Here is an 11,856-nt window from a genome sequence, read left to right on the forward strand (position 1 = left end):
TCGCCCCGTGCGGCGAGCGGGCGTGCCGGGCGTCGCGACGCCGCGGAGATCCATCAGAAGGGCCCTAGGGCCTGTCTGACAAAGGATCTTGGTTGGGTTCGCGGAGCCAGAGGATGAGTGCGGCGAGGTGGACTCCGGCCTTGTAGCGGGTGGCGAGTTTGTCGAAGCGGGTGGCGATCGCGCGGAACTGCTTGAGGCGGTTGAAGCAGCGTTCGATCACGTTGCGGGCCTTGTAAAGCTCGCGGTCGAAGGCCGGCGGTCTGCCGCCGGCCTTCCCTCGCCGCAGGCGGTTGGCCTTCTGGTCCGCCCGCTCCGGGATCACTGCCCGGATGCCTCTGCGTCGCAGGGACTGGCGGATCGCCCGGGACGAGTACGCCTTGTCCGCGACGACCGCATCGGGCCTGAGGCGGGGGCGCCCGGCGCCGGTCCGGGGCACCCTCAGCTCGTCCATGACCATGTCGAAGACGGTGGAGTCGTTGACGTTGCCGGGCGTGATGACGACAGCCAGGGGCAGGCCCCGGCCGTCGCAGGCGAGGTGGAGCTTGGTGGTCAGCCCGCCGCGGGACCGGCCCAGCGCCTGGCCAGCCGACGGGCGTGCCGGATCTTCCAGTTCGTCCCCCGCCGCCGCCCCTTTTTGCGGGCTCCGGCGGCGTGCTGATGGGCCCGGCTGATCGTGGAGTCGACAGACACGGTCCACTCCACGGCTCCGACGGAGTCGTCGCGGACATGGACCTGTTCGAGCAGGCGAGCCCAGGTTCCGTCCGCCTCCCAGCGGGCGAACCGTTCATAGACCGTCTGCCACGGCCCGTAGCGTTCCGGCAGGTCACGCCACGGAGCACCGGTCCGCAACCGCCACAACACCCCGTTGATCACCTGCCGGTGATCCCGCCACGGACGACCACGACCGTCAACACCAGGCAGCAGGGGCGCTATCCGCTCCCATGCCGCATCCGTCAACTCACCTCGACCCACCACAAGATCAATTATCAGACAGTGCCTAGCCCCAGTTCTGGGCGTTGCGGCCCCGCTTGGTCTCGGAGCGCTGCTTCTTCTCCCGCAGCCGGCGTTCGTTGATGCCGCGTGGGACGCGGGTCGGCCTGCGGGGCTTGGGCGGGGGCGCGGTGGCCTCGGCGAGGAGCGCGGCGAGTCGTACGGCGGCGGCCTCGCGGTTGCGCCACTGGGAGCGGTGCTCCGAGGAGCGGACGGTGACGACGCCGTCGACCAGGCGCCCGGCCAGCCGCTCCAGCGCCCGCTGCTTCCACACGGCCGGCAGCGCCTCGGTCCGGGCCAGGTCGAAGCTCAGCTCGACCTTGGAGTCGCTGGTGTTGACGTGCTGCCCGCCCGGCCCCGACGACCGCGAGAAACGCCACATGAGCTCGGCCTCGGGCAGGGAGACGGAGCCGCGGATGACATGGGGACCGGACATGCCGTCCATGTTCCCGCCCCTGTCCGGTCCACGTCACCCGAATATCCGAGGGTAAAGAAAGTAAAGGACCAGGAACCTCGCGTACCCCTCTCCACGTTCATGGGGGTAGCTGTAGCTTCGGTGCCGCAGCTTCTTTGCCGCATAAACGAGGGAAGGGACTCCCAACAATGGCTGTAAGCCTGTCCAAGGGTGGCAACGTCTCGCTCACCAAGGAGGCTCCGGGCCTGACCGCCGTCACCGTGGGCCTCGGCTGGGACGTCCGCACCACCACCGGCACGGACTTCGACCTCGACGCGTCCGCGATCGCGGTCAACACGCAGGGCAAGGTCTACTCGGACGCCCACTTCGTCTTCTTCAACAACAAGCAGACCCCGGACAACTCCATCGTCCACACCGGTGACAACCGCACGGGTGAGGGCGCCGGCGACGACGAGGCGATCAACGTCAACCTGGCCGCGCTTCCGGCCGACATCGACAAGATCGTCTTCCCGGTCTCGATCTACGACGCGGAGAACCGCTCGCAGAACTTCGGCCAGGTCCGCAACGCCTACATCCGCATCGTCAACCAGGCCGGCGGCGCCGAGATCGCCCGCTACGACCTCTCCGAGGACGCGGCGACGGAGACGGCCATGGTCTTCGGCGAGCTGTACCGCAACGGCGCCGAGTGGAAGTTCCGCGCGGTCGGCCAGGGCTACGCCTCGGGCCTGGTCGGCATCGCCCAGGACTTCGGCGTGAACGTCTGACGGACACCTCCGTCCACGGGTGGAGCCCCCGGCGCCGGTAACGGGCCGGGGGCTCCGACGTCCTCGGACGCATGCCCCGAGGGGCGCGGGGCCGTATCGGCACGCGGCTCCGCCGCGTGGGCGCGACAAGCCACAGACGACCACCGGTCACACCGGCCACGCACCGGCCGCACACCGGCCACACCGCACGGAAGCCCCACGGACGATGATCCTCGACCCCCTGCCCCCGGCCCCGCTGAGCGACTCCCTCCTCGCGGAGCTGACCGCCCTCTACGCCTCCCACCACGAGTTCCACACCCTCAGCGGCGACTTCCCCGACCCGAAGGACATCCGCCCCGAGCAGGTCGCGGCCGCCCTGGCGGAGGAGCGGGAACATCCGGACGCCGAGATCCTGCTCGCCCGCAGTTTCGGCCGGCTCATCGGTATCGCCGTCACCCTCGCCCACCACCCCGACCCGGCCGACCCGGATCCCTGGATCGGCCTGCTGATGGTGGACGCGAGCCTTCAGGGCCAGGGCCACGGCCGCCGCCTGGCCACCCTCGTGGAGGACCGCTTCCGCCAGGCCGGCCGGACGGCCGTACGCCTCGCCGTCCTGGAGAACAACCCGAAGGCGCTCGCCTTCTGGACCGCCCTCGGCTACGAGACCATCGACCACCGCCGGGACCGCCGGCTGGACCGCCCCTGCGCGGTGCTGCGCAAGGAGCTGACCACGCCGTAGTGCCCTCAGGGCCGCTCCGGCTTCCCCTCCCCGTACAGCCAGTCCTCCCAGATCCCGTCGAAGTCCTTCCCCGGGGCCTGCTCCTCGACGTACGCCGTGAAGTCGGCCGTGTCGGCGTTGCCGTGCCGGTACCTGGCCGCCCAGCCCTTCAGGATCCGCCAGAACTCCTCGTCCCCGACGGTCTGCCGGACCTTCTGCAGCACCATCGCGCCCCGCCGGTACACCGGCGCGTCGGAGATCCGCGCGGCGCTGGGCGGGTCCGCCGGCGGGAACGCCCAGACGGACTCCCCGGCCTCCTCGGTGTCGAAGTGGCCGCCGGAGTACAGCGCGTCGAAGGTCTCCTGCGCGCTCTTCCCGCCGTGGTCCTCCTCCCACAGCCACTCCGCGTAGGTCGCGAAGCCCTCGTTGAGCCACATGTCCCGCCAGCTCTTCGGCGTCACGGAGTCGCCGTACCACTGGTGGGCCAGTTCGTGGACGAGGAGCGTGAGGTCGGGGGCGCCGGGGAAGACCGGCCGGGTCTGGGTCTCCAGGGCGTAGCCGAGGTCGGCCGCCCGGTCGACGATCGCGCCGGTGGAGGAGAAGGGGTACGGGCCGAACCGCCGCTCCGCCCAGCGGAGCACCTCGGGGATCCGCCCGAGCACCGGCCGGCTCGCCCCGGCCTCGGCCGGGTCGACGGCGGTGTACACGGGCAGACCGTCGCGCGTGCTGGTACGGCTGATGTCGAAACGGCCGATCGCGAGGGTGGCGAGGTAGCTCGCCATCGGCTCACCGGTGTGCCACACGTACGTCGTACGGCCCCGCACGGTCCGCTCGCTCCGCAGCTCCCCGTTGGAGACCGCCCGCAGCCCCTGCGGCACCGTCACCGTGAGGTCGTACGCCGCCTTGTCGGACGGGTGGTGGTTGCCGGGGAACCACGTCATCGACCCCGTCGGCTCGCCGAGCGCGAGCACCCCGTCCGAGGTGCGCAGCCAGCCTTCCCGGGAGCCGTCCGGGTCGGTGAGCGTCTCGGGCGCGCCGGAGTAGCGGACGGTCACGCGGAACGTGTCGTCCCGGTCGATGTCGGTGTGCGGCCGGACGGTCAGCTCCTGCCCGGCGCGGTTCCAGCGGGCGGTCTCACCGCCGACGGTGACCCGCTCGACCTCCAGGCCCTCGAGGTCGAGGTTGAAGGCGGAGAGGTCCTGGGTGGCCCGTGCGGTGAGGGTGGCCGTGCCGGTGAGGTGGTGCGCGTCCGGGTCGTAGGAGAGGCGCAGGCCGTAGTGGGCGACGTCGTAGCCGCCGTTGCCCGCCTTCGGGAAGTACGGGTCGCGTACGCCGGAGCCGCCCGGTGTGCCGTGCACTCCGCCGCCGCACCCGGCGAGGGTGAGCACGGAGGCGAGCAGGGCGGGGACAAGACGTACAGATCGGGCCACGGTCGCGATCCTACGGTCGCGTGACACCATCACATCCGTGCTCGACATCGGCTACGCCCTCTCCAACCGCTTCCCCGACCCGCCGCAGACCGACTACCGCCGCGCGGACGTCCGCGCCCTGCGGCACGACCTGTTCTGCGGGGACGTCTATCTGGCGGACACCAAGACGGACCACGAAGTGTCCACAGCCTGGGGATGGGTGCCGGTGCTCGACTTCGCGTGGGCGCTGTGCGACATCGTGGAGCGCATCGACCGGGACCCGGCGGGCTCCCGGGCGTCCCGGCCGCAGCGGGCGGAGCTGGACTTCACCGAGTCGACCGACCGGATGCTCTTCGAGCGGCGCTTCGGGTGGGTGGACATCGAGGCCGACTGGATGCGCGCGGAGGAGCCCCCGCTCACCGTCTCCCACAGCGAACTGCGCCGGGAGGCCCGGGACTTCCTGCACGACCTGATCGCCGACCTGACCGACCTGCACGACGACCTCGCGGAGAACCCAGCGATCTGGACCCTCCAGGCCCGCTTCCCCCGCCTGCCGTGACGCCCCGGGCGGTGCGGTGGGACCCGGGCCGTCAGTCCTCCACCCGGATCCCCCACTGCGCCGCCAGCGCCGGCGCCAGGTCCAGCAGTTGGGCCGTGCTGATCACCGCCCCCGACAGCCGGTCCAGCCCCCGGCTGATCTCCAGCGACGCGGCCCCGCGCAGGTCGACGTCGACGAGGGTCGCCGCGTGGAGGTCGGCGCCCTTCAGCGCGCAGTCGACGAACTCCACCCGCTCCAGACGGGCCCCGCCGAAGTCCGGCTCGACGAGGACGCAGCTCTCGAAGACGACGTCTCTGAGCCGGGCCGTGCGCAGGTTCAGACAGTCGATCTTGCCGCTGCGGATCAGCACCCGCTCCAGCACCGCCCCGTGCAGCTGCGGCCCGCCGAGGCGGGCGTCGGTCAGCTCCACGTCCCGCAGGGTCGCCTCGGCCAGGTCCGTGCCGACGCCCCGGACGCCGCTCAGGGCCGAGTCCAGGATCCGGGCGTGCCGCAGCCGGGTCTCGTCCAGCGCGCAGCCCGTGAGCGCGCAGTCCATGAAGCGCGCGCCCGACCCGTCCTGCCCGCCGAGGTCGGCGTCCTTGAACTCCAGCCCGTCGTAGTCCCCGTCCGGCTCCAGCCCCCCGCCCTCGTACGGCTCCAGCACCGGCAGCCGCACCTCCGGTCGCCGCGCGCCCTTCACACCCGTACCGCCCGCCGCTCTCCTCGCCATGCCCCCATGCTGCACCCCGCCACTGACAACCCGCCCTGACCTGCGCGGACACCCGCGATGTCACATTCCGGCGCCCGCGGCCCGTCGTACTCCCGGAAGGCCACCACGACAACCGCAGGAGACCCCCAGCCATGCACCGCATCACCGTGATCGGCGGCGGCTTCGCCGGACTGACCGCGGCCATCACCGCCGCCGAGGCGGGAGCCAAGGTCACCGTCCACGAGGCCCACCACACCCTCGGCGGCCGGGCCCGCACCGCCGAGGGCCCGTACCGCACGAACGAGGGCCCGCACGCCCTCTACAACGGCGGCCCGCACTGGGCCTGGCTCAAGCAGCGCGACCTCATCGGCCCGCTCGCCCCGATCCCGCCCCTGGAGGCGGCCCGGCTGCGGCTGCGCCACCACGGCGTGCTGCGCCGCACCCCGCCCTTCCCCATGCTGAAGCTGCTGCGCCGGACCGCCGAGCAGGCGCCCGTGGACGTCGACTTCCTGACCTGGGCCACCGGCATCGCGGGCGAGGAGGGGGCCCGGGCCGCCGCCCACTACTCGGCCGTCGCCCTCTTCCACCACGACCCCGGATCCCTGTCGGCCGCGTTCGTGCAGGAGCGGCTGCGCCGCGCCACCAAGCTGCCGCCCGAGGCGCACTACCCGCGAGGCGGCTGGGCGAGCCTCATCGACCGCATGGCCGCCCGCGCCTGGAACCTGGGCGTGCGGATCGAGACCCTGTCCCGCGTCGACACGCTCCCCACGGACACGCCGGTCGTCGTCGCCACCTCCCTCGACGCCGCCCGGCGGCTGCTCGGCGACGACTCGCTGACCTGGCCGAGCGGCCGCGCCGTCCTCGTCGACCTGGCCGTGCGCACCCGGCGCGGGGACGCCTTCGTGGTCTCCGACCTCGACGCGCCCGGCTGGCTCGAACGGTTCACCGCCCAGGACCGCAGCCTCGCCCCGGCCGGCGAGCAGCTGATCCAGGGGCACCTCCCCATCGCCCCGCACGAGTCCAAGGCCGACGGCACCGCCCGCGCCGAGCAGCTGCTCGACCTGGGCTTCCCGGGCTGGCGCGAGCGCGTCACCTGGCGGCGCGAGGCCGTGGCGAACGGCCGTACGGGCGCGGTCGACCTGCCCGGCACCAGCTGGCGGGACCGGCCCGCGGTGGACCGGGGCGACGGCGTCTACCTCGCGGGCGACCAGGTCGCGGCCCCCGGTGTGCTGTCGGAGGTCTCCTTCACCAGCGCCCTGACGGCGGTGTCCCTGGCCCTCGGCCGGCGGGAGCTTGACCTCAAGCACGCTTGAGGTTGAAGGCTGGGGCGCGTACCACGGCACCGCGCGGAGCACGGCAACGCTCGGACCACGAGACCCCGCGCAGCCACGAGACCCCGCGCAGCCACGACACCACACAGTCCGCGCAACCATGACACCGCGAGGAGCCCCGCATGCACGCCATCCGCCTGCACGCCTTCGGCCCGGCCGAGAACCTCACCTACGAGCAGGTCGAGGACCCTGTCCCGGGCCCCGGCCAGGTCCGTGTCGCCGTACGGGCGGCGGGCGTCCACCTCCTGGACACGGCCCTGCGCGAGGGCATGCGGGGTCCGGCACCCGAGCCGACGCGCCTGCCCACCATCCCCGGCCGCGAGGTCGCCGGGGTCGTCGAAGCCCTGGGCGAGGGCGTCGCCGACCGGTGGCTCGGCAAGCGGGTCGTCGCCCACCTCGGCTTCGCCCCCGGCGGTTACGCCGAACTGGCCGCCACCGGCGTCGAACGCCTGCACGAGATCCCGGAGAACCTCGACTTCGCCCAGGCCGTCGCCATGATCGGCACGGGCCGTACGACGATGGGGATCCTGCAGTTCGCCGACCTCGGCCCCGACTCGGTCGCGATCGTCCCGGCCGCCGCCGGCGGCATCGGCACCCTGCTCGTGCAGTACGCCAAGAACGCAGGCGCCACCGTCGTCGGCCTCGCGGGCGGGCCGGAGAAGGTCGCCCGCGTGCAGGCCAACGGCGCCGATCTCGCCGTCGACTACACGGACCCCGCCTGGCCCGCGAAGGTCCGCGCCCACCTCGGCGGCCGGACCGCCACCGTCGTCTTCGACGGCGTGGGCGGCGACGCGGCCCGCGAGGCCGTCGCCCTCCTGGGCCCGGGCGGCAGGCACATCGTCTTCGGCTGGTCCGGCGAGGGCATCCAGGACGGCGAGCCCTACCTCGTCGACGGCGTCTCCGAGCAGGTCCTCGGCCCCGTCATGCTCGAGAAGGCCGGCGGCCCCGACCCCGTCCGCACCCTCGAACTACGCGCCCTCACCGAGGCCGCCGCGGGCCGCCTCACCCCGGCCGTACAGCGCTTCCCGCTGCGCGAGGCCGCGGCCGCGCACCGGGCGCTGGAGAACCGTGGCACGACGGGAAAGGTGGTCCTGGAGCCCTGAGGCGACTCCCTGCCGGTTAATTCACATGACCCACCCGGCGCACCCCACTACCGTGCCGAAAGTGATCGACATTCCCCGTGAACTGGCGGCATCACAGGAGAAGTTCAACGGCGAGGCCGGCCGCGCCTTCATCACCGGACTGCCCGAACTGACGGCCCGCTTCCTCGACCACTGGGAGCTGGCACCCGACGGACCGCCCATGCACGGCGTCTCCGCCCTGGTCCTCCCCGTCATCCGCCGCGACGGCACCCCCGCGGTCCTCAAACTCCAGCTCCTCGACGAGGAGAGCGAAGGCGAACCGGTCGCCCTGCGCGCCTGGGACGGCGACGGAGCCGTCCGCCTCCTCGACCACGACGAGCCCACCGGCACCATGCTGCTGGAGCGTCTCGACGAGACCCGCATGCTGTCCCACGTGCCGGACCCCCACCAGGCCGTCGTCACCATCGCCGAACTCCTCGCCCACCTCACCTCCTTCCCCGCCCCGCCCCGCCTGCGGCACCTCGGCGACATCGCCCGCGCCATGCTCGACCAGACCCCCTGGGCGCTGCCCCGCATCCCCGACCCCGAGGCCCGCGCCCTGATCGCGGACTGCGCGGCCGCCGTCCGCGAAGTCGTGGACGAACCGGGCGACCGCCTCCTCCACTGGGACCTGCACGACGAGAACGTCCTGTCCTGCGACCGCGCCCCCTGGCTCGCCATCGACCCCAAGCCCCTCGCGGGCGACCCCGGCTTCGAACTCTGGCCGGCCCTCGACAACCGCTACGACCCCGACGACATCCTCTGGCGCTTCGACGCCATGACCGACATCCTCGGCCTGGACCGCCCCCGAGCCCGGGCCTGGACCCTCGGCCGCCTCCTCCAGAACGCCCTGTGGGAGATCGAGGACGGCCGTCCCCTGGATGACGACCAGCTGGAAATCGCCCGGCGGCTCCGCGGCCACGGTCTCTGACGCGACAGGGGGGCGAACGGGCGCCACGGGGCACGCGTGAGCGTCGAGTGCGGACGAGGGGCAGCCGTGCCGCGGCACCCTTGCGCAGTACCGCGGCACGGTGCCGGTCTGTCAGAAGCAGGGCCTCGACACGTTGCCCACCTCGTTGCCCTTGAGCAGGCCGCCCCAGATGTAGTTGCCGTCCGACAGCAGCACCCACTTGTCGTGACTGATGCCGTTGGCGGTGACAGGACCGCCCACGAGCCAGCATTCGGCACTCAGGCTCTGGTTCGCCGCGACGGTGTAGGCGATCCGGTAGCCCACCGCCGGCCCGACCCGCACGTTGCCGTTGATCCAGGTGACGACCGTCTGGTTGGCACGCACGGTCGCGGCGGCCCGCTCGGTCTGCTGGCCCGGCGCGGCGACCGCCGGAGCCGCCGTACCGGCCCCGACGAGGATCGCCGCGGCCGCCGCGGTCATGAGCTTGCTCTTCGAACGTGAAGCGAAACGCTGCATCGTTGTCTGTCCCCTTGGTTGTGGCGAGGCGCGGCCCTGGAGGGACGGCGTCCTCACGGTGCGGTCAGGTCTGACGTGATCACGCAAGACCCACTCCTTGTGCTTCCATGTACGCCACCTGTACGCACGGCACGGCAGCCGGGTTGCAGCGGATACGAACTCATTTCCCGGGCCTCCGGGCGGGGACCACACGAGGGTGAACGGGGCATGACGGAAGAGGAGTTCGACGTCTTCTACGCCTCCGCCTTCCCACGGCTGGTCGGGCGGGTCTACGCCGTGACCGGGGACCTGGCAGAGGCTCAGGACGTCGTCCAGGAAGCGTTCGTGCGCGCCTGGGACCGGCGGCGCGAGATGCTGGCCGACGCCGCACCGGAGGCATGGGTGCGGACGGTGGCGGTACGGCTCGCGGTCAGCCGCTGGCGGCGTGCCCGACGCTGGCTGGAACTGGTGCGCCACCACGCGCCCCCCGAGCACGTCCCGGGACCCGGTCCGGAACACACCGCGCTGGTCCAGGCCCTGCGCAGGCTGCCGCAGGCGCAGCGCACCGCCATCGTCCTGCACCATTTGTGCGACCTGAGCGTGGAACAGGTAGCCTCCGAGACCGGCGCGGCCGTGGGAACGGTGAAGGCCCGCCTGTCACGCGGCAGGGCCGCGCTCGCCGTGCATCTCGACCCCGAGCGGAACGACAGCGGTGAGAAGGAGGGCGACCGTGTCCGATGACCTCACCGACCTGCTGCACGAGGTCGCCGACCGGCATCGGGCCGCACCGCCGGTGCCGGGGCGGGAGATCAGGCGGCTGGCCGAGCGCCGGGGACGCCGGCGCCGTGCGGCGTACGCGGGCGGGGCCGCCGCCGTCGCACTGGCTCTCGCCGGTGGCCTGGCGCTGGCGTTCACCGGTCACGACGGCGCGCGCACGGCACCACCCGCCGCTGCGAGCGCCACCGCGACATCGCGGCCGTCACCGCCACAACCACAGCGGGCGACGGCGGCGGTCGACCTCACCCGACACGAACTCACCCTGTCGGGACGCCGGTTGCCGGTATCCGGCGGCACCGCACAGCACCCCACCCCGACCGGCCGGATGACCGTCGTCGCCAAGTACCCCGAACGGCGCCTGCCGGGCGCGGCCGTCGGGCTGGGCCAGGAGTACGACGTCACCATGCGCTGGGTGGTCGAGCTGCGCGCCGCCGACGGCACGACCAACTACCTCGTCGCCCTGACCTACGACGAACAGGCCCCCGGCGAACGCGACGTCACACACGGCTGGATCGGACTGCGCTCGGCGGACGCGAAGTGGTGCTACCAGCTGCTGCAACCCGGCGACATCGTCCGCATCAACCGCACGGGCCCGGCCCCGGGCTGAGGCAGGCCGCGAACCACTCGGCCTGCTGGGCCGAGGGCCGGTCCTCGGGCTGCTTGACGAGGAGCGCGACGGCGGTGTCCGCCTTTCACAGGACACTCACGTGCACCCGCGCGACGTGTCACTCCAGGACGCGCTGACCGCGGTCGCGGATCCGGTGCGGCGCACGATCGTGCGGGAGCTGGCTGGGCTGCCGGACTGGACGACCGCCCTCAACCGTCTGCGCCACTCCGAGTTCGACGAGATTTTCCCGGGCCTGCTCGATCTGGTGCTCGCCGAGCACGCCTGACACGAACACCGCTCCGGCTCAGGTCAGCCACCCGCGCGGCCCGCGCCCGGCGCCGCCGCCGCATCCGCTGACGAAGAAACCCCAGGTCAGGACACATCCGACCTGGGGTTCACCAGAGCCCCCTGTCGGATTCGAACCGACGACCTACGCATTACAAGTGCGTTGCTCTGGCCAGCTGAGCTAAGGAGGCGCGCGTACTACGACGCCGTACGCGAGGCGGCACCACTGTACACAGAGCCCGTTACCCCGAGCCACGAAGTTCCGGTCCGCCCGGGATCACCCCAGCTCGTACTCGAACCGGTACGCCACGGCCGCCTCCCCCTGCCGCGCGGTGAAGTCGCCCTTGCCCTTCAGCCCGGACAGCTCCCCGCTGCCCGAGCCCTCCACCACCTCGAAGGCGCAGTGCACGGTTCCGTCCTCGCCGAACCATCCCCGTTCCTCGACGGCGAAGCTCCCCTCCCGCCCGTCGAGGCGGCCGGTGAGCAGCTCCATGCCGGCGAAGGAGCCGGTCTTGGGAGTGGTGTAGACGATGGTGTACTCGCAGATCGTCCCGGCCGCCTCGATGCCGCCGCTGAAGGTGTTGCGGACCGAGGCGTGGGCGAGCCGCGGGTGCGTGTCCTCGCCCGGGCCGAGCGCGCGTTCCTGCCAGTCGGCGAAGGTGAAGTGACCCGTGGTGGTGGTGCGGGTGTCGGGCATGGGTGGTCCTTTCAGCCGAGGGGCCCGGACGGGCCCTGAAGACGTCCGGGACCACCCTGATCCGCGTACCTGACATCCTCTGTCAGGTACACCCCCGGACGCCGCACAATG

General features: G+C 72.4%; 15 protein-coding genes and 1 tRNA gene. 9 read left to right on the top strand and 7 right to left on the bottom strand.

Annotated features, from left to right (window positions below; genetic code table 11):
* Positions 1 to 64: 64 nt before the first annotated feature.
* Both C1703_RS17710 and arfB read right to left on the bottom strand, forming a co-directional pair.
* Positions 65 to 975, bottom strand: a protein-coding gene (locus C1703_RS17710) for an IS5 family transposase (RefSeq protein ID WP_198678204.1) whose coding sequence is annotated in 2 segments (ribosomal slippage) — positions 65 to 627 and positions 627 to 975 — 912 coding nt in all. Because the reading frame shifts where the segments join, the coding sequence is not laid out codon by codon here.
* A 22-nt stretch (positions 976 to 997) separates the two neighbouring features.
* On the bottom strand, positions 998 to 1,435 hold the full coding sequence (arfB, locus tag C1703_RS17715) for an alternative ribosome rescue aminoacyl-tRNA hydrolase ArfB (RefSeq protein ID WP_114253795.1): 438 nt from the start codon (positions 1,433 to 1,435) through the stop codon (positions 998 to 1,000).
* A 158-nt stretch (positions 1,436 to 1,593) separates the two neighbouring features.
* Between arfB and C1703_RS17720 the strand changes: the two genes are divergently transcribed.
* Positions 1,594 to 2,169 (top strand): TerD family protein, encoded by a 576-nt coding sequence (locus C1703_RS17720; RefSeq protein WP_010035999.1) that lies wholly within the window; start codon positions 1,594 to 1,596, stop codon positions 2,167 to 2,169.
* A gap of 205 nt (positions 2,170 to 2,374) precedes the next feature.
* Entirely contained in the window at positions 2,375 to 2,887 is a 513-nt protein-coding gene (locus tag C1703_RS17725) for a GNAT family N-acetyltransferase (RefSeq protein ID WP_114253796.1), read from the top strand.
* Between the two features lie 5 nt (positions 2,888 to 2,892).
* On the opposite strand, the gene C1703_RS17730 is transcribed toward C1703_RS17725, so the two are convergent.
* Positions 2,893 to 4,326, bottom strand: a complete 1,434-nt coding sequence (locus C1703_RS17730; protein ID WP_232840762.1) for a M1 family metallopeptidase — start codon at positions 4,324 to 4,326, stop codon at positions 2,893 to 2,895.
* 7 nt (positions 4,327 to 4,333) lie between these two features.
* Between C1703_RS17730 and C1703_RS17735 the strand changes: the two genes are divergently transcribed.
* Positions 4,334 to 4,834: a hypothetical protein gene (locus tag C1703_RS17735; RefSeq protein WP_114257476.1), complete on the top strand. Its 501-nt coding sequence runs from the start codon at positions 4,334 to 4,336 to the stop codon at positions 4,832 to 4,834.
* A 31-nt stretch (positions 4,835 to 4,865) separates the two neighbouring features.
* Here C1703_RS17735 and C1703_RS17740 read toward each other — a convergent pair whose 3' ends face one another.
* Entirely contained in the window at positions 4,866 to 5,543 is a 678-nt protein-coding gene (locus C1703_RS17740; RefSeq protein ID WP_114253798.1) for a pentapeptide repeat-containing protein, read from the bottom strand.
* Positions 5,544 to 5,674: 131 nt separating this feature from the next.
* Here C1703_RS17740 and C1703_RS17745 point away from each other — a divergent pair, with 131 nt between their 5' ends.
* The 3 genes from C1703_RS17745 to C1703_RS17755 all read left to right on the top strand — a co-directional run bounded on the left by C1703_RS17745 (position 5,675) and on the right by C1703_RS17755 (position 8,905).
* A complete protein-coding gene (locus tag C1703_RS17745) occupies positions 5,675 to 6,835 on the top strand; it encodes an FAD-dependent oxidoreductase (protein ID WP_114253799.1) in 1,161 nt (386 codons plus the stop codon).
* Positions 6,836 to 6,975: 140 nt separating this feature from the next.
* A complete protein-coding gene (locus C1703_RS17750; protein ID WP_114253800.1) occupies positions 6,976 to 7,956 on the top strand; it encodes a zinc-binding dehydrogenase in 981 nt (326 codons plus the stop codon).
* Positions 7,957 to 8,017: 61 nt separating this feature from the next.
* Positions 8,018 to 8,905 (top strand): aminoglycoside phosphotransferase family protein, encoded by an 888-nt coding sequence (locus C1703_RS17755; RefSeq protein ID WP_198678205.1) that lies wholly within the window; start codon positions 8,018 to 8,020, stop codon positions 8,903 to 8,905.
* Between the two features lie 111 nt (positions 8,906 to 9,016).
* Here C1703_RS17755 and C1703_RS17760 read toward each other — a convergent pair whose 3' ends face one another.
* A complete protein-coding gene (locus tag C1703_RS17760) occupies positions 9,017 to 9,364 on the bottom strand; it encodes an SH3 domain-containing protein (RefSeq protein WP_114253802.1) in 348 nt (115 codons plus the stop codon).
* Between the two features lie 243 nt (positions 9,365 to 9,607).
* Here C1703_RS17760 and C1703_RS17765 point away from each other — a divergent pair, with 243 nt between their 5' ends.
* From C1703_RS17765 to C1703_RS17775, 3 genes are read left to right on the top strand one after another with little or no spacing between them, the layout of a single operon-like run.
* The gene (locus tag C1703_RS17765; protein WP_114253803.1) at positions 9,608 to 10,120 is read left to right on the top strand and encodes a SigE family RNA polymerase sigma factor; all 513 of its coding nucleotides are present in this window, start codon (positions 9,608 to 9,610) and stop codon (positions 10,118 to 10,120) included.
* Positions 10,110 to 10,763, top strand: coding sequence for a L,D-transpeptidase (locus C1703_RS17770; protein ID WP_157993123.1), 654 nt, complete (start codon positions 10,110 to 10,112; stop codon positions 10,761 to 10,763). The genes C1703_RS17765 and C1703_RS17770 overlap by 11 nt, the downstream gene beginning before the upstream one ends.
* 49 nt (positions 10,764 to 10,812) lie before the next feature.
* Positions 10,813 to 11,049: a hypothetical protein gene (locus C1703_RS17775; RefSeq protein ID WP_198678426.1), complete on the top strand. Its 237-nt coding sequence runs from the start codon at positions 10,813 to 10,815 to the stop codon at positions 11,047 to 11,049.
* A gap of 116 nt (positions 11,050 to 11,165) precedes the next feature.
* On the opposite strand, the gene C1703_RS17780 is transcribed toward C1703_RS17775, so the two are convergent.
* Positions 11,166 to 11,239, bottom strand: a tRNA-Thr gene (locus C1703_RS17780).
* An 86-nt stretch (positions 11,240 to 11,325) separates the two neighbouring features.
* Complete coding sequence (locus C1703_RS17785; RefSeq protein WP_114253806.1) at positions 11,326 to 11,745, bottom strand: DUF3224 domain-containing protein; 420 nt, start codon at positions 11,743 to 11,745, stop codon at positions 11,326 to 11,328.
* Positions 11,746 to 11,856: the final 111 nt, after the last annotated feature.

Source organism: Streptomyces sp. Go-475 (assembly GCF_003330845.1).
Classification (GTDB): domain Bacteria; phylum Actinomycetota; class Actinomycetes; order Streptomycetales; family Streptomycetaceae; genus Streptomyces.